Source organism: Pseudarthrobacter sp. LMD1-1-1.1, assembly GCF_040676255.1.
Classification (GTDB): Bacteria; Actinomycetota; Actinomycetes; order Actinomycetales; family Micrococcaceae; genus Arthrobacter.
Genome location: NZ_JBEGHP010000027.1, coordinates 17,029 through 34,400, shown reverse-complemented (window position 1 = coordinate 34,400; position 17,372 = coordinate 17,029). Strand labels below are relative to the sequence as shown.

14 protein-coding genes and 1 riboswitch are annotated in these 17,372 nt (G+C 65.9%); of the genes, 4 read left to right on the top strand and 10 right to left on the bottom strand.

What is annotated here, in order from left to right; translation table 11 throughout:
• Window positions 1-3: 3 nt before the first annotated feature.
• Window positions 4-2,850: an aminomethyl-transferring glycine dehydrogenase gene (gene gcvP, locus MRBLMD1_RS21200; protein WP_364403466.1), complete on the bottom strand. Its 2,847-nt coding sequence runs from the start codon at window positions 2,848-2,850 to the stop codon at window positions 4-6.
• Window positions 2,851-3,042: 192 nt separating this feature from the next.
• Window positions 3,043-3,140, bottom strand: a riboswitch (glycine riboswitch).
• A gap of 91 nt (window positions 3,141-3,231) precedes the next feature.
• Window positions 3,232-3,768, bottom strand: a complete 537-nt coding sequence (locus MRBLMD1_RS21195) for a TetR/AcrR family transcriptional regulator (protein WP_364403463.1) — start codon at window positions 3,766-3,768, stop codon at window positions 3,232-3,234.
• Between the two features lie 83 nt (window positions 3,769-3,851).
• Here MRBLMD1_RS21195 and MRBLMD1_RS21190 point away from each other — a divergent pair, with 83 nt between their 5' ends.
• Window positions 3,852-5,408: an MFS transporter gene (locus MRBLMD1_RS21190; RefSeq protein ID WP_364403460.1), complete on the top strand. Its 1,557-nt coding sequence runs from the start codon at window positions 3,852-3,854 to the stop codon at window positions 5,406-5,408.
• An 83-nt stretch (window positions 5,409-5,491) separates the two neighbouring features.
• On the opposite strand, the gene MRBLMD1_RS21185 is transcribed toward MRBLMD1_RS21190, so the two are convergent.
• Complete coding sequence (locus MRBLMD1_RS21185; RefSeq protein ID WP_275181881.1) at window positions 5,492-5,971, bottom strand: Dps family protein; 480 nt, start codon at window positions 5,969-5,971, stop codon at window positions 5,492-5,494.
• Between the two features lie 221 nt (window positions 5,972-6,192).
• Here MRBLMD1_RS21185 and MRBLMD1_RS21180 point away from each other — a divergent pair, with 221 nt between their 5' ends.
• Entirely contained in the window at window positions 6,193-7,749 is a 1,557-nt protein-coding gene (locus tag MRBLMD1_RS21180) for an APC family permease (RefSeq protein WP_364403457.1), read from the top strand.
• A 71-nt stretch (window positions 7,750-7,820) separates the two neighbouring features.
• Here the strand turns inward: MRBLMD1_RS21180 and MRBLMD1_RS21175 are convergent, their stop codons facing one another.
• From MRBLMD1_RS21175 to araB, 7 genes are all read right to left on the bottom strand, one after another.
• On the bottom strand, window positions 7,821-8,372 hold the full coding sequence (locus MRBLMD1_RS21175) for an AMIN-like domain-containing (lipo)protein (RefSeq protein WP_364403454.1): 552 nt from the start codon (window positions 8,370-8,372) through the stop codon (window positions 7,821-7,823).
• Window positions 8,373-8,559: 187 nt separating this feature from the next.
• Window positions 8,560-8,862, bottom strand: coding sequence for a DUF4193 domain-containing protein (locus MRBLMD1_RS21170; protein ID WP_018762118.1), 303 nt, complete (start codon window positions 8,860-8,862; stop codon window positions 8,560-8,562).
• A gap of 92 nt (window positions 8,863-8,954) precedes the next feature.
• On the bottom strand, window positions 8,955-9,158 hold the full coding sequence (locus tag MRBLMD1_RS21165; protein ID WP_364403451.1) for a hypothetical protein: 204 nt from the start codon (window positions 9,156-9,158) through the stop codon (window positions 8,955-8,957).
• Window positions 9,159-9,234: 76 nt separating this feature from the next.
• Complete coding sequence (locus MRBLMD1_RS21160; RefSeq protein ID WP_159632883.1) at window positions 9,235-10,266, bottom strand: LacI family DNA-binding transcriptional regulator; 1,032 nt, start codon at window positions 10,264-10,266, stop codon at window positions 9,235-9,237.
• A gap of 39 nt (window positions 10,267-10,305) precedes the next feature.
• Window positions 10,306-11,826 carry an L-arabinose isomerase gene (araA, locus tag MRBLMD1_RS21155; RefSeq protein ID WP_364403448.1) on the bottom strand — a complete coding sequence of 507 codons (1,521 nt, stop codon included), beginning with the start codon at window positions 11,824-11,826 and terminating at the stop codon, window positions 10,306-10,308.
• A gap of 29 nt (window positions 11,827-11,855) precedes the next feature.
• The gene (locus MRBLMD1_RS21150; RefSeq protein ID WP_364403446.1) at window positions 11,856-12,584 is read right to left on the bottom strand and encodes an L-ribulose-5-phosphate 4-epimerase; all 729 of its coding nucleotides are present in this window, start codon (window positions 12,582-12,584) and stop codon (window positions 11,856-11,858) included.
• A complete protein-coding gene (araB, locus tag MRBLMD1_RS21145) occupies window positions 12,581-14,341 on the bottom strand; it encodes a ribulokinase (RefSeq protein WP_364403444.1) in 1,761 nt (586 codons plus the stop codon). Before araB ends, MRBLMD1_RS21150 begins: the two co-directional genes overlap by 4 nt.
• Before the next feature lie 267 nt (window positions 14,342-14,608).
• On the opposite strand from araB, the gene chvE reads away from it, so the two are divergent.
• Window positions 14,609-15,736 carry a multiple monosaccharide ABC transporter substrate-binding protein gene (gene chvE, locus MRBLMD1_RS21140; RefSeq protein ID WP_224025006.1) on the top strand — a complete coding sequence of 376 codons (1,128 nt, stop codon included), beginning with the start codon at window positions 14,609-14,611 and terminating at the stop codon, window positions 15,734-15,736.
• Between the two features lie 106 nt (window positions 15,737-15,842).
• Complete coding sequence (mmsA, locus tag MRBLMD1_RS21135) at window positions 15,843-17,372, top strand: multiple monosaccharide ABC transporter ATP-binding protein (RefSeq protein ID WP_224025004.1); 1,530 nt, start codon at window positions 15,843-15,845, stop codon at window positions 17,370-17,372.

Sequence of the window (17,372 nt, the reverse complement as noted above, 5' to 3'; positions counted from 1 at the left end):
CCTTTAGTTTTCGAACTCTTCGAGCGGCGGGCAGGAGCAGATGAGGTTCCGGTCTCCGGCGGCGCCGTCGATCCGGCCCACCGGCGGGAAGTACTTGTCCTGCTTGTGGTGGGCAGGGAACGCGGCCTGCTCGCGCGGGTAGGCACGGTCCCAGTCGGAGCTGACGACGGCGGCTGCCGTGTGGGGTGCGCGGCGCAGGGGTGAGTCCGCTACGGCGAAGTCGCCGTTGGCCACCTGGTCGATTTCCTTGCGGATGGTGATCATGGCTTCGATGAAGCGGTCGATCTCGGCCAGGTCCTCGGACTCGGTGGGCTCCACCATCAGGGTGCCTGCCACCGGGAACGCAAGGGTGGGGGCGTGGAAGCCGAAGTCGATGAGGCGCTTGGCCACATCCTCGGCCGTGACACCGGTCTTGGCGGTCAGTTCGCGCAGGTCCAGGATGCATTCGTGCGCCACGAGGCCGCCTTCGCCGGTGTAGAGCACCGGGAAGTACTCGTTCAGCCGGGCTGCGACGTAATTGGCAGCCAGCAGCGCGGACTTGGTGGCCTCGGTGAGCCCTTCCCCGCCCATGAGCTTCACGTACGCCCAGGAGATCGGCAGGACGCCGGCCGAACCGAAGCGGGAAGCCGAGATCGCGACCCCGTGGCCTTCCTCATGCGCTGCCTTGTTGGCGTCGCCGGGCATGAACGGCGCCAGGTGGGCCTTGGCTGCCACGGGTCCGACGCCGGGTCCGCCGCCGCCGTGGGGGATGCAGAAGGTCTTGTGGAGGTTGAGGTGGGAGACGTCGCCGCCGAACTTGCCGGGCTGGGCCAGTCCCACCAGGGCGTTCAGGTTGGCGCCGTCGATGTAGACCTGGCCGCCCGCCGCGTGCACGGCGTCGCAGACCTCACGGACGTCCCCGTCATAGACGCCGTGGGTGGACGGGTACGTGATCATGATGCAGGACAGGACGTCCTTGTTCGCTTCGATCTTGGCCGTCAGGTCATCGTGGTTGATGGTGCCGTCAGCGGCCGTGGCAACGACGACGACCTTCATGCCGGCCAGGACGGCGGAGGCGGCGTTGGTGCCGTGGGCGGAGGCGGGGATCAGGCAGACGTTGCGCTGCTCTTCGCCGCGGGAGTGGTGGTAGCCGCGGATGGCCAGCAGGCCGGCGAGCTCGCCCTGGGATCCGGCATTGGGCTGGATGGACACCTGGTCGTACCCGGTGATCGCGGTCAGGTCCGCCTCCAGGTCGGCAATCAGTTCACGCCAGCCTTCGGTCTGGGAGTCCGGGGCGAAGGGGTGGATGGAGGCGAATTCCGGCCAGGAGATGGCTTCCATCTCGGCGGTGGCGTTCAGCTTCATGGTGCACGAGCCCAGCGGGATCATGGTGCGGTCCAGCGCCAGGTCCCGGTCCGACAGCTTCCGGATGTAGCGCAGCAGCTGGGTTTCGGACCGGTGCGTGTTGAACACCGGGTGCTGCAGGTAGTCGGAGGAACGTCCGACGGCGGCCTCCAGTCCGAAGCCTTCAGCCGCGGCAACGGAGGCCCCAAAGACGTCCGCGACGTCGGCGACGATGGCCGCCGTCGTGGTTTCATCGAGCGAGATGCCCACGGTATCGGCGTCGATGGAACGCAGGTTGATGCCGCGCGCTTCGGCATCGGCGACAAGCGCGGCAGCGCGTCCGGGGACGCGGACGGTAAGGGTGTCGAAGAAGCTCGTGTGCAGCACCTCCACACCGGCAGCCGCCAGCGAGGCCGCCAGCACCCGGGCGTGGCCGTGCGTCGTTTCCGCAATCGCCTTCAGCCCGTCGGGGCCGTGGTAGACGGCGTACATCGAGGAAACGATGGCCAGCAGGGCCTGCGCGGTGCAGATGTTGGACGTGGCCTTTTCGCGGCGGATGTGCTGCTCGCGGGTCTGCAGCGCCAGGCGGTACGCGGGAACCCCTGCGTCGTCCTTTGACACACCCACCAGGCGGCCGGGCAGCGACCGCTCCAGGCCCTTGCGGACCGCCATGTATGCGGCGTGCGGGCCGCCGAAGAACAACGGCACCCCGAAGCGCTGCGTGGAGCCGACGGCGATGTCGGCGCCCTGCTCGCCCGGAGGAGTGATCAGGGTCAGTGCAAGCAGGTCAGCGGCCACGGTGACCAGTGCGCCGCGCTCCTTCGCCGCCGCAATAGTGGCGGACTGGTCCCAGACCCGCCCGGAGGCACCGGGCTGCTGGAGCACGATGCCGTTGATGTCGCCGTCGGGCAGGCCGTTGGACAGGTCGGCGACCTCAACTTCGAAGCCGAGCGCCTCGGCGCGGCCCTTGACGATGGCGATGGTCTGCGGCAGCACGTCGATGTCCAGGACAGTCTTGCCGTCCGCTGCAGGCTTGGTCTTGTTGGAGCGGCGCATCAGCAGCACGGCCTCGGCCACGGCGGTGGCTTCATCCAGCAGCGAGGCGTTGGCGATCGGCAGGCCCACCAGGTCCTGGACCATGGTCTGGAAATTCAGCAGTGCCTCGAGCCGGCCCTGGGAAATCTCGGGCTGGTACGGGGTGTAGGCGGTGTACCAGGCCGGGGCCTCGAGGATGTTCCGGCGGATGACAGCAGGGGTGATGGTGTCGTAGTAGCCCTGGCCGATCAGTTGCACGGCGGTCTTGTTCTTGGCGGCGAGCCTGCGCAGTTCCGCAAGGACTTCAACTTCGCTGAGGGCATCCTGCAGGCGGAGGGCTGTTTCCTGGCGGATGACTTTGGGTACGGCGGTGTCCACCAGGGAATCGACCGTGCCGTAACCAACGGCTTTGAGCATGGCGTCGACGTCGTCCTGGCGGCGTGCACCAATGTGGCGGTCTACGAAGGTGGTGGAGGCTGGGGTAACCGACACGAAGGAACTCCATTTATTCAGGCGGCGCAGGGTACGCCACAGCTATTCGGGTCCCTCCCCGCTCTGTATTGGACCTGAGAGTTTCCGCGTTGCCTGCCTGGGCAGGACCCGCTTGCACCGTCGGTGAGCACAACAGCCGTCTCGCTTCCCCCAAGGGAGGCCGGACAACTGCCTGCTGCTTTCCAGAGGTGCCTCGCCGCGGCGGTACAGGGGCCTGCGAGATTCCTGGGGAGGATTTGCTCCTACGGCGCCTGCCTGTACTTCCGGCAGAACTCTCCCGCCGCAGATCAAAGGCTATTCATTTGTTGATGCTGACGGCCGGTGACAGCCCTCACAACTCTCCATTGTCCTACGCCACAAGCCCTCCCGGCAAATGGAAAACTACCTGCGGAGCCGTTCCAAAGCAGCCAGGAGTTCCTCCACATCAGCGGCCGCTCCGCCTTCCGGCGCCGGGCCCACGGAAAGCATGGCATTGAAGTACAACCCGTCACCCATATACAGGACAGCCTTGGCCAGGCCGTGCCCCACATCTGCTGCGATCTCGTCCAGCCACCGCTGCTGGATGGCGGCGAACCGGCGGCGGGTCTCTTCATGTGCCACCTCGGCAAGCCGCGTGGCAGCCACGATGACCCGGTCAAGCGGAGTATCCGCCCAGACGGAGGAGCGGATGAAATACGCGGCAGCACCTTCGCTGGCCGAAGCCATCGCGTCGGCGTCCGCCTTGGCCAGGCCTTCCAGGCGGTCAAGCAGCACGGAGATGAGCGCTTCCTTGTTGGGAAAGTGATAGAGGAGGCCACCTTTGGACACCCCGGCCTTCCGGGCTACGGCGTCGAGGGTTGCAGCGCGCTCCCCCACGTCGATCAGCAGGGACTCGAAGGCGTCAAGGACCGCATCACGGGCTACAGGCTTTCGGGGCATGCCTTCCATCATGCCCTTCACCGGCAGGGAAGAAGGAATGCCCGCGTTTTCAAACTGTACCGTCCAGACGGTACAGTTATTGCATGACGACTTCCATCAGCCCGGCCCCCACCCAACGGGACAGCACCGCCGCGCGGCCTCCGTGGCGGGATTGGCTTGCGCTGGGGCTGCTGATGTTTCCCGTGCTGCTGGTGGCAGTGGACAACACGGCCCTGACGTTTGCCCTGCCCGCCATCGCACGCGCCCTGGAACCGACCGGCCTGCAGCTGCTGTGGATCGTGGACTCCTATCCGCTGGTCCTGGCCGGGCTGCTGGTGTCAATGGGAAGCCTCGGCGACCGGATTGGGCGGCGGCGGCTGCTGGTCATCGGCAGCCTGGGCTTCGCCGGACTGTCCGCCGCCACAGCCTTCGCGCCCACCCCGGAGTGGCTGATCGCCGGCCGCGCGGCGCTCGGGTTCTTCGGCGCCATGCTGATGCCGTCCACCCTGTCGCTGATCCGCAATATATTCCCGGAACCCAACCGCCGGCGGCTTGCAGTGGCCATCTGGGCGGCCGGATTCTCCGGCGGCGCCGCCCTGGGCCCCATCCTGGGTGGATGGCTGGTGGAGCACTTCTGGTGGGGCGCCGTCTTCCTGGTGGCCGTGCCGCTCATGCTGCCCCTGCTGGCTCTGGGGCCGGCCTTCATTCCGGAATCAAAGGATCCCGCGCCGGGCAGGGTGGATATCCCAAGCGTCCTGCTCTCCATGCTGGTCATGGTGCCCGTGGTGTACGGCATCAAGTCAGTAGCCACCGAAGGCCCGGGCACGGCCGGGCTGGGCAGCATCGCCTTCGGCGTGGTCATGGGGATCGTGTTCGTGCGCCGCCAGCAACGCCTGGAATACCCCCTGCTGGACATGTCGCTGTTCCGGAACAGGGTGTTCAGCATGGCCATCAGCGCCAACATCCTGGCCCTGTTTTCCTTCAACGGATTCATCCTTTTCCTTGCCCAGCACCTCCAACTCCTGGAGGGGATGACGCCGTCCGCGGCAGGCATTGCCATGCTTCCGGCCCTGGCAGCCACAGTGGCGGCAGGCCTGGTGGTAGTCCCGCTGGTCCGGAAGGTCCGCCCGGGGTACGTAGTGGCCGCGGGCCTGTCCTTCAGCGCCGTCGGCTACAGCATGGTGGCCTTCGGAAACCACGACGGCGGGCCTTCCCTGCTGCTGGCAGCACTGCTGGTCCTGGCGCTGGGCGTCGGCACGGCGGAAACCATCTCGAACGACCTCATCCTCGGCTCGGCCCCGCCGGCGAAATCAGGCGCTGCGGCGGCGATTTCCGAGACGGGCTACGAGGTGGGCTCGCTGCTGGGGACTGCCGTGCTGGGCTCCATCCTGACCGCGTCCTACCAGCAGAACCTCCGGCTGCCGGCAGGGCTGGAGGCCATGCTGCCCGGAGCCTCACTGCACAACGCCGGGGAAACGCTGGCCGGCGCGGTGGAGGCGGCCGGCCTGCTGCCGGAATCAGTCGCGGGGGCAGTCCGGGATGCCGCGGCCGCCGCGTTCGATTCCGGCGTGCACATCACGGCCGCAATTGGGCTGGCACTGATGGCGACGGCGGCAGTGCTCGCCGCCGTCGTGCTTCGGAAAGTTCCCAAAGCGGCCTAGCAGTACAACGGCAGTGCTGTCCGGGGCAAAAAAGCGTCCTGCGCCGGGGCAACCCCGGCGCAGGACGCCCTGACGGATGTCCGCTACTTGGAGTCGGGGGCCGTGACCTTGGCGGTGGGCTTCATCTTCTCGGCCTGCACCATCCAGGCGAACTGCTCCAGCCTGGCGATGAACTCGTGCAGGAGGTCCGCGGAGGTGGGGTCTTCCTCATCCACTTCGTCGTGGACCTTGCGCATGGTGCCAACGGCAGCTTCCATGGCGGCGACAATTAGCTCAATGGCATCCCCGGTGCTGATGAGCCCGTCAGGGAACTGGGCCAGGCTGGTGGTCCCGGCCACGGTGGAGCTGCGGCCGTCCGGAAGCGCGTGCAGGGCACGCATGCGCTCGGCGGTGTCGTCGGCGAACTGGCGGGCGGCGTCGACGATCTCATCGAGCTGCAGGTGGAGGTCGCGGAAGTTGGTGCCCACGATGTTCCAGTGCGCCTGCTTGCCCTGGATGTGGAGCTCGATCAGGTCCGCCAGGACGGCCTGCAGGTTGTTGGTCAGTGTCGGTGAAGCTTTCATGCGTCCTCCTCAATTGGTCCAGTACGGCAGACGCTACCAGCCGTGGACGGCGCGGCGGCAGGGCTAAAGACAATTTCTCAGTGGGCTTACTAATTTCGAAAACCAGTCATAAACGAACGTGATTCATATTGCGTCTTGCATCACACGCCCGCCACCCCCATACTAAATGAACGCCATTCATATAGTGACCTCCGTCTCACAGCCTTCCAGAAAGTGGTGCCATGACAGAGACAATCCGCACCAGTACTGCCAAACCCGGTCCGCACGCCCACGCCCCCTCCGCGGACGGCGTCAGTGCCAAAGGACTCAAGGGCGGCCAGCTCGGGCTCCTGGCCGTCGTCGTGCTGGGCATTTCAACCATCGCCCCCGCCTACACCCTCACCAGCGCACTGGGACCCACCGTCAATGAAGCCGGCCTCCAGCTGCCCGTCATCTTCCTCATCGGGTTCATCCCCATGATCCTGGTCTCGCTGGCCTACCGGGAACTCAACGCCGACTCTCCGGACAGCGGCACCACCTTCACCTGGGTCACCAAGGCCTTTGGCCCGTGGGTGGGCTGGATGGGCGGCTGGGGCCTGCTGGCAGCAAACATCATCGTGCTGTCCAACCTGGCGGGCGTCGCCGTCGACTTCTTCTACCTCTTCCTGTCACAGCTCACCGGCTCCCCCGAACTGGCGGACCTGGCGGACAACAAAGCCCTGAACGTCATTACCTGCTTCGTCTTCGTGGCGCTGGCCGTCTGGGTCAGCTACCGCGGCCTGCACACCACCAAGCTGGTGCAGTACAGCCTGGTGGGCTTCCAGTTGCTGGTGCTGGGCCTGTTCGTCGTGATGGCCTTTGCCAACTGGTCCACCTCGGAAACGGCCATCCCGTTCAGCTGGGAGTGGTTCGATGTCACCAAGATCGAGACGTTCGGTCAGATTGCCGCCGGCATCTCCCTGTCGATCTTCGTGTACTGGGGCTGGGACGTCTGCCTCACCGTGAACGAGGAAACGGCCAACGGCAAGAAGACCGCCGGCGTGGCAGGCACCCTGACCGCCGTCATCGTCCTGGCCATCTACCTGCTGGTCAGCATCGCCACCATGATGTTTGCCGGCGTCGGTGATACCGGCAACGGCCTGAACAACGCTGAAAACCACGAAAACATCTTCACCGCACTGGCCTCCCCCATCATGGGCCCGTTCGCCATCCTGATGTCCCTCGCCGTGCTCTCCAGCTCCGCTGCGTCCCTGCAGTCAACCTTCATGTCGCCGTCGCGCAGCCTGCTGGCCATGGCCCACTACGGCGCACTGCCGGAACCCTTCAGCAGAATGAGCAGGAAGTTCGCCACGCCGGGCTTCGCCACCATCGCCGCCGGCGTGATGTCAGCGGGGTTCTACGCAGTGATGCACGTGGTCAGCGAGAACGTCCTGAACGACACCATCCTGGCCCTGGGCCTCATGATCTGCTTCTACTACGGCCTCACCGCCCTGGCCTGCACCTGGTACTTCCGCCACAGCCTGTTCAACAGCGTGCGCCACTTCGTGCTGCGGCTGGTATGCCCGGTGGTGGGCGGCGTGGGCCTGTTCGTGGTGTTTGTCCAGACCGCCGTGGACAGCCTGGCACCGGAGTTCGGCAGCGGTTCCGAGGTGTTCGGCGTGGGCCTGGTGTTCATCCTGGGCGTCGGCATCCTGGCCCTGGGCGCCGTGGCCATGCTGGTCATGTCCCGCACTCACCCGGGCTTCTTCCGCGGCGAAACCCTTAAGCAGGACACCCCTGCGCTCGTCGTTCCGGAATAGCCGCCAGCCCAGAAAGGTGCCGTGCCCCCGCCAGGGGCACGGCACCTTTTGTGTTGACGACGCCGGATGGCTCACCAGTAGTGCGCCACGTCGACCACCAGGCGTGAGCCGGAGCCCGGGCCGTCGAGGGTGAACACCCGGAACGGCAGCCGGGCACGGACGCCGAGCCCGATGGTGGTCTGGCCCTCGAAGCTTCCGGCCCAAACCACCTGGCGGAAGGTCTGGTAGCCCGAAACGTTGGAGAGCTCAGCCTTGTCGGCAGGGGTGTAGGTGGGCTGGCCGTTGTTGTCATAGGCCGGCGCATTGACGACGACCTGCAGCCGGGCGCCGCCCCGCGTTGGCACCACTGCTCCCGAGCCGTCCTGGATGATCTGGGGGACGTAGCGGACCGTGTAGCCGGGGGCCGGCGCGCCGCTTAGGTCAACCACCAGCCGGTCAAAGCAATAGTGCTGCCCGGTCCGGACATTGGTCACGGGTGCGCCGCCCATGGCGCCGTCCGACTTCATCAGCGAACCCCACGTGAGTCCGCAGTACGACGTGGTTGCCGAGGCGGCGCCCGGAACCACCAGGCCCAGGCCTGCAGCCAGCAGGACGGCTGCGAGCCAGATGAAGAACTTTTTCATTGCAGTGCCATCCAAAATGAGAGCCATTGGATGCTTCCAGCGTAGGAGCGTTCGAGGGCGGAAACGAGGGGTCATTTTGGTAACGACGGCGGCACCGGGCCAAGCAGCCGGACCAGAGCAGCACAGGACAAAGAAGCGCCGGCCACCTCGTGTGAGGTGGCCGGCGCCGGGAAACCAGGATGGAGATTTAGCCTTCGCAGTCGCGGCAGTACTTCAGGCCGTCCTTTTCGCGGGCAACCTGCGACCGGTGGCGGACCAGGAAGCACGACGAGCAGGTGAACTCGTCAGACTGCTCGGGAACCACAATGACGGTCAGTTCCTCGTTGGACAGGTCGGCGCCGGGCAGGTCGATACCTTCAGCGGTGTCGTTCTCGTCGACATCGATAACCGCGGTCTGCGCGTTGCCGCTCCGTGATGCCTGGAGGGCCTCGAGAGAGTCGGCCGGCGACTCTTCTTCCTGCTTGCGTGGAGCATCGTAATCGGTAGCCATAGCATGTTCACTTTCGTTGCTGCGCAGCGCCATTTCAGGCACCTCAGTGAAGCAGTTTAGGGCATTATCCCGCTACTGGCGCAATAGTGTGCTTAACCAGACATTGGGCCGGTTTCTGCCGTTGTTGCTGCGTGCACCGAGCGGGCGTGGCCGGCTCCGACGGACACCCCGCTCAAGGCCGGCAGCCAGCCCCACCGGGTGGCGTCAGCCATGGCGCCGGCGGCGTCCGTTTCGGAGTCGAAAGTGAGGGTGTCCAGCAGCCAGCCGCGGAGCCGGACGAACAGGGTAGGCGTCATGCCTGAAACCTACGCAGCTATTGTTGTGGCCACGTTTCGCCGCCGTCTCCTCCGGATTAATTCCGCGGCCCCGGCGTTACCGCACCGGCGGGGCCGTGCTGCTGCGCAGGATGAGCTCGGGCTCCACAACAAGGGTCCGCGGGCCGCCCGTGCCATCGAACGCAGTGAGCATCATGTCCATGCACCGCCGGCCCAGTTCTTCAAAGTCCTGCCGGACCACCGTCAGCGGGGGACTGAAATAGCCGGCTTCGGGCTGGTCGTCGAAGCCCACCACGGATACGTCCCCGGGCACCTTGATGCCTGCCTCATTTAGGGCACGCAGGACCCCGAGGGCCATCTGGTCGTTGCCGACGAAGAGAGCCGTGGCCCTGCGGCCGGCTGCCAGCCGCCTGCCGATCCCGTATCCGCTGCCCGCGCTCCAGTCGCCCTCGATGATCAGGTCTGCCTCGAGCCCGGCGGAGACCAGGGCTCCCCGCCAGCCCTCGGCGCGGGCTACGGCGTCGATCCAGTCCTGTGGCCCCGCGACGTGTCCGATCCGGACGTGCCCCTGCCCGATGAGGTGTTCCACTGCCAGTTCCGCGCCGCGGCGCTGGTCCACCTTGACCCCGCCTACGGAGTCATTTCCGTTGGGACCGACGGCCACCACCGGCACTCCAATGGGCAGTTCCGCCAGGGCGGCCAGCGTCTCCAGGTGCGGGACGATCACTACTATTCCGTCCACCGACTGGTCCAGGAAGTGCCGGACGGCGTCCAGGATCGCGTCCCGGTTGACCTCCCGCAGCGCCGCGACGCTGACGAAGTATCCTGCGTCCCGTGCAGCACGTTCCACTCCCAGCAGGGTGTTGGCAGGGCCGTACTGCGAGAGCTCGCTGCCCAGGACGCCGATGGTCTGCGAGCGCCGGGTGACCAGGCTCCGCGCGGCGGTGTTGCGGCGGTAGCCGAGTGCGGCAATCGCCGCTTCCACCTTGCCGCGCGTGCCGGAGCTGACATTGGGGTGGCTGTTGACCACCCGTGACACGGTCTGGTGCGAAACCCCGGCCAGTTCCGCCACGTCCTCGAGCGTTGGCAGCCGGGGTGGCCTGCCGTCCGTCACGGGGTTCCGCTCCATGGCAGCCGCCGGGGCCGGCACCTCAGCCGTGCCACTGGGTCAGATCCCGCCGGCCAGTTTGTAGTAGGCGGCGTTCCAGTTCAGGTCCTTCTTGAACTGGCGGATGGTGGTGCCTTCGTCGATGGTGAGCAGTTCGGTTTTGGCGATTTCGGCGAAGTTCTCGAAGACGTCCATGCCCACCTGGGTGGAGAGCACGGTGTGGTGGGCGGCGCCGGCGGTCAGCCAGGCGGCGGCCGAGGTGGCGAAGTCCGGCTTCGGCTCCCACAGGGCGCGGGCCACGGGGAGGTTGGGCAGCGGCTGGTCCAGGGGAACGACGTCGACGGCGTTGGCCACCAGGCGGAAACGGTCCCGCATGTCGGACAGGGCGACGACGACGCCCGGCGAGGCGTCGGCGTCGAACACCAACCGGACAGGGTCTTCCTTGCCGCCGATACCCAGGGGGTGGATTTCCAGCCGCGGCTTTGCTGCCGTGAGGGAGGGGCAAACCTCGAGCATGTGGGCGCCCAGGATCTTTTCGGAGCCGGGTTCCAGGTGGTACGTGTAGTCCTCCATGAGGGATGCGCCGCCGGGCAGGCCGGCGCCCATCACCTTGGCGGCGCGGACCAGGATGGCGGTCTTCCAGTCGCCCTCGGCGCCGAACCCGTACCCGGCGGCCATGAGCCGCTGCACGGCCAGGCCCGGCAGCTGGCGGAGGGCACCGAGGTCCTCGAAGGACGTGGTGAAGGCGGCGGAGCCATTGCCTTCCAGGAAGCTGCGCAGGCCCAGTTCGATCCGGGCGCCATACCGCAGCGATTCGTGCCGGGCCGCGCCTGCGCGGAGCTCCGGCACCACGTCGTAAAGGTCCTCATACTCGGCCACCAGGGCGTCGACGTCGGACTCTGCAGCACCGTGGACGGCGTCCGCGAGCTCGTTGACGGACCAGGTGTTGACCGCGACGCCGAAGCGCAGCTCGGCCTCGGTCTTGTCGCCTTCGGTCACGGCGACGTTGCGCATGTTGTCGCCGAAGCGGGTGAGCTTCAGGCTCCGGACGGCGGCCCAGCCGGCGGCGGCGCGCTGCCAGGAGCCCACCTGGCGGGCTACCTCGGGGTTGGAGACGTGCCCGACGACGGTCTTCCGGGCGATGCCCAGGCGGGACTGGATGTAGCCGAATTCGCGGTCGCCGTGGGCGGCCTGGTTCAGGTTCATGAAGTCGAAGTCGATGTCCGCCCATGGCAGGTCGCGGTTGGCCTGCGTATGCAGGTGCAGCAGGGGCTTGCGCAGCAGGTCCAGGCCCTGGATCCACATCTTGGCCGGGCTGAAGGTGTGCATCCAGGCCGTCACTCCGATGACCGAGTCATCCGAGTTTGCCTCCAGGGCGGTGCGCCGGATGGCATCGGAGTCGGTCAGGACCGGCTTCCACACGATCCGCACGGGAACCGACGAGGAGGCATTGAGCTGGTTGGCGATCTCCTGCGACTGGGCGGCCACCTGCTTGAGGACTTCCTCCCCGTAGAGGTGCTGGCTGCCGGTGAGGAACCAGACTTCGTAGCCGTCGAGGGAGGTGTTTGCTGCGGTGCTCATGGATTCTCCTGGGAAGAGTCTTGGGCCGGTTATTGGCCGTAAACGTTCTGGTAGCGGGCGTAGAGGGAGTCGATGTGGTCCTGGTTGATGGGCAGCGGCTCGCCCAGTTGCCGGGAAATGTGCACGGTGCGGGCCACTTCCTCGCACATGACGGCGGCCTTCACGGCGGACCGGGCGTCCTTGCCGATGGTGAACGGGCCGTGGTTCTGCATCAGGACCGCCGGGGATTTGGAATTCTTCAGTGTCTCCACGATCCCGTGGCCGATCGAGTCGTCGCCGATCAGCGCGAACGGGCCCACCGGGATGGAGCCGCCGAACTCGTCCCCCATCATGGTCAGCACGCACGGGATGGCTTCGCCCCGGGCGGCCCAGGCGGTGGCGTAGGTGGAGTGGGTATGCACCACCCCGCCCACCTCCGGCATGTGCCGGTACACATAGGCGTGCGCGGCGGTGTCCGACGACGGCGACAGCGGCGGGTTGCCCCAGTCCACCGTGCCGCCCCCACCAAGGTTGGTGCCCCTGACCGGGGTGCCGTACAGGTCGGTCACGATCATCTGCTCCGGGGCCAGGTCCTGGTACGAGACACCGGAGGGCTTGATGACCATGAGGTCGGTGCCGGGCACGCGGGCGGAGACGTTGCCCGCGGTCCACACCACCAGGCCATACCGGGTCAGCTCGGCGTGCAGGGCGCACACCTCCGCCCGGACACGGGCGATGGTTTCCAGGAGGCCGGTTCCGGCGCCTGCTGCGGCGCTCATGCGGACACCTCCACGGGTGATTCGGAAACGGAGCCTGCGCCGGAGAGGCCGGTGCGCGCGGCTTTGCGCTGGATGGCCTTGAGCCGGTGCATGACGTCGTTGCCGCCCCTGCCGAAGTAGTCGTGGAGGGCCTTGTATTCCTGGAACAGTTCTTCGTAAGCGGCCGCGTTTTCGGGAATTGGGGTGTAGACCTCCCCGGGCTCGGCGCCCATGGCCGCGGCGGCCGCACGGATGTCCGCGTATTCGCCCGCTGCGACAGCAGCGTGGATGGCCGATCCCAGGGCCGGACCCTGATCCGAGCCGATGGTGGACAGCTGCAGGCCGGTGGCGTCTGCGTAGATCTGCATCAGGAGTTTGTTCTTGAGCAGGCCGCCGGCCACGATGAATTCCTTGACCGGAACCCCGGCGTCGCGGAAGGCGTCCACGATGGTGCGGGTTCCAAAGGCGGTGGCTTCCAGCAGCGCGCGGTAGGTGTCCTCGGGCCTTGTGGCCAGGGTCTGGCCCACCACAATGCCCGAAAGCTCGTGGTCCACCAGGACCGAACGGTTGCCGGAATGCCAGTCGAGCGCGATCAGGCCGTGCTCTCCGATGGCCTGCCGGGATGCCAGTTCGGTGAGGTACTCGTGGATCCCCAGTCCGGCGCCCTCGGCAGCCTGGTGGTATTCGGGCGGGACGCCGTACTTGGTGAACCAGCCGAAGATGTCTCCCACGCCTGACTGTCCGGCCTCGTAGCCCCACAGGCCCGGCACGATGCCACCATCCACGGCACCGCACATTCCCGGTACCTCGCGCAGCTCGCTGCCGTTCATGACGTGGCAGGTGGAGGTGCCCATGATCGCCACCAGCTGGCCGGAGTCCACCGCCTTCGCGGCCGGGGCCGTGACATGGGCGTCAACGTTTCCCACGGCCACCGCGATGCCCTCCGGCAGCCCGGTCCAGGCGGCTGCCTCCGCCGTCAGGGTGCCGGCGGCGTCCCCCAGCTGGCCGATGGTGTGCTCCAGCTTGGAGCTGACAAAGTCCTTGAAGTCCGGGTTCAGGGCGGCCAGGAAATCCTCCGACGGATACCGGCCATCCTGGTAGATGCCCTTGTAGCCGGCAGTGCAGGCGTTGCGGACATACCGGCCGCAGAGCTGCCAGACGATCCAGTCCGCAGCCTCCACCCAGTGGTCCATCGCGGCGTAGGCCTCCGGGTCCTCCTCCAGCAGCTGCAGCCCCTTGGCGAATTCCCATTCGGAGGAGATCAGGCCCCCGTAACGGGGAAGCCAGTCCTCCCCCCGTTCAGCGGCAAGCCGGTTGATCCGGTCGGCCTGGCCCTGCGCAGCATGGTGGCGCCAGAGCTTTACATAGGCGTGCGGGCGGTTGGCGAAGCCGGGCAGTTCGTTGAGGGGCGTGCCGTCCGACTTAACCGGAACCATGGTGCAGGCAGTGAAATCCGTGGCAATGCCGACGACGGCGGCGGGGTCGATCCCGGCGTCCGCCACCGCGGCGGGGACGGCGGTCCGCAGGACGTCCCGGTAGTCGTTGGGCACCTGAAGTGCCCATTCCCCGGGAAGGCGGGCGCCGGCGTCGCCCGCGGTGTCCCGGGGCAGGACGTCGGTAACCACGGCGTGGGGGTACTCATGGACGGCGCTGCCCAGTTCCTTGCCGTCGCGGACACGCACCACCACGGCACGGCCTGAAAGGGTTCCGTAATCCACCCCGATGACGCAATGGTCATGGCGGGACTCGGAGCCGGGAGTGAACAGCGCATCTGGCATGGGGTTGCCTCCGTCCGGGAGGCTTAGGCCTCATTACCGGGTTTGTAGGGGTCAGGGTGTAGCTATGTGCTGCAGCAAGTGTGAACGCTAACAAAGAAGAAGTCAATGAAGCCGAAAAGTTTCCGAAATTCCTGCCGGGCACTCTTGTTAGCGTTCACAAACCGGTCTATATTGAACCGACACATCAACAATGTGGCCAGGACCAGGGAGCACTGGTGCTGCCTGGTCCACCAACACTTCGCGGCAGTGCTGCCGCGGAAGGAGAAAATGGTGAGAATCAAAAAACTGATGGGCGCGGTGGCCCTTGTCCTCGCCCTGACGGTGGGCGCCACAGGTTGCGGCTCCCGCGGCGGGGCCAGCGAATCCAGCGGTGCCGCCAAGCCCAGTGATTCACTGGTAGGCATTTCAATGCCCACGCAGACATCCGAACGGTGGATCGCTGACGGCGCCAACGTGGAGAAGTCCCTGAAGGACCTCGGCTACAAGACGGACCTGCAGTTCGCCAATGACGATATCCCCACGCAGGTGTCGCAGATCGAGAACATGCTGACCAAGGGCGCCAAGGCCCTGATCATCGCCGCCATTGACGGCACCACCCTGACTGACGTCCTGGCCAAGGCCAAGGAGCAGAACGTCAAGGTCATCGCGTACGACCGCCTCATCAACGGCACGCCCAACGTCGACTACTACACCACGTTCGACAACTACACGGTTGGTGTCCAGCAGGCCACCTCGTTGCTGACCGGGCTGGGCCTGGTCGATGCCAGCGGCAAGAAGGTGGACGGCAAGGGCCCCTTCAACATCGAGCTTTTCGCGGGCAGCCCCGACGACAACAACGCCAACTTCTTCTGGACCGGCGCCATGGACACCCTCAAGCCGTACATGGATGCCGGCACCCTGAAGGTCCCCAGCGGACAGACCAAGTTTGAGCAGGCAGCGATCCTCCGCTGGCAGGCACCCGTGGCCCAGAAGCGCATGGAGGACATCATCACCTCCGCGTACAGCTCCGGCACCAAGCTGAACGGCGTCCTGTCCCCGTATGACGGCCTGTCCATCGGCATCATCTCGGCCCTCACCAGCACCGGCGGCTACGCCAAGGGAAGCCTGCCCGTGGTAACCGGCCAGGACGCCGAAAAGGGTTCCGTGAAGTCCATCGTCGCCGGCGAGCAGTACTCCACCATCTTCAAGGACACCCGCCAGCTCGGCGCGCAGGCCGTCAAGATGGTTGATGCTGTCCTCAAGGGCCAGGAACCGGAAACCAACGACACCAAGACCTACAACAACAAGGTCAAGGTTGTCCCGGCCTTCCTGCTGAAGTCCGTGATCATCACCAAGGACAACTACAAGAAGGAACTGATCGACTCGGGTTACTACAAGGACTCCGACGTCAAGTAGTCAGCACCCGGGGGCTGTGGCCGGACCTCCATCCGGCCACAGCCCCGCCCGCAGCCTCCTGCAGCAGCAGGAAGGCCCAGCTTCGACCAGTCAGTGGGAATTGACGATGAACACACCCATTCTTCAAATGCGAGGAATCACCAAGACGTTCCCGGGCGTGAAAGCGCTGCAGGACGTCACCCTGGATGTGAACCGTGGCGAGGTCCACGCCATCTGCGGTGAAAACGGGGCCGGCAAATCAACGCTCATGAAAGTGTTGTCCGGCGTCTATGCACACAACACTTTCGACGGGGAGATCCTGTTCGAGAACGAACCCTGCAACTTCTCCAGCATCTCGGACAGCGAGAAGCGCGGGATTGTCATCATCCACCAGGAACTGGCCCTGAGCCCGTTCCTCTCCATCGCCGAGAACATCTACCTGGGCAATGAACAGGCCACCAATGGATGGGTGGACTGGCGCAAGACCAACCTCGAGGCAGCCAAGCTGCTGGCCCGCGTTGGCCTGGACGAGAATCCTGTCACCCCCGTGCAGCACATCAGTGTCGGTAAGCAGCAGCTGGTGGAAATCGCCAAGGCATTGTCCAAGGAAGTGAAGCTGCTGATCCTGGACGAGCCCACGGCCGCCCTCAATGACGAGGATTCCGGCCACCTGCTGGACCTGATCCTCCACCTGAAGGGCCAGGGCGTCACCAGCATCATCATCAGCCACAAACTCAATGAGATCCGCAAGGTGGCGGACGCCGTCACCATCATCCGGGACGGCAGGACTATCGAGACCCTGCGGCTCGACGAAGGCCAGATCACCCAGGAGCGGATCATCCGCGGCATGGTGGGCCGGGACCTGGAGAGCCTGTACCCGGACCGCGAGCCGCGAATCGGCGAGGAAGTGCTGCGGATTGAGGACTGGTCCGTGCGCCACCCCCAGGACCACAGCCGCATGGTGGTCAACAACGCCAACCTCCACGTCAGGAAGGGCGAGGTGGTGGGCCTTGCCGGCCTCATGGGTGCCGGCCGCACCGAACTTGCCATGAGCGTCTTCGGCCGCACCTACGGCACCGCCACCTCCGGCAAGGTCTACAAGTACGGCGAGGAAATCAACACCGCAACGGTGTCCGACGCCATCAGGCACGGCATCGCCTACGCCACCGAGGACCGGAAGCACTACGGGCTGAACCTCATCGAGGACATCAAGCGGAACATTTCCCTGGCAGCCCTGCGCAAGCTCGCCAAGCGCGGCTTCGTGGACAAGAACCAGGAAACCGTGGTGGCCAACGGCTACCGCACGAGCATGAACATCAAAGCCCCGTCGGTGGCCGCCATCACCGGGAAGCTGTCCGGCGGAAACCAGCAGAAGGTGGTACTGAGCAAATGGATGTTCTCCGACCCGGACGTACTCATCCTCGATGAGCCCACCCGCGGAATCGATGTCGGGGCCAAGTACGAGATCTACACGATCATCGCCAAACTCGCTGCCGAAGGAAAAGCCGTCATTGTGATTTCCTCGGAGCTTCCCGAGCTCCTGGGCATCTGCGACCGAATTTACACCCTCGCTGCCGGGCACATCACCGGTGAGGTGCCCATCGCCGAGGCCACACAGGAGACCCTGATGCACTACATGACCAAAGAGAAGGAATAG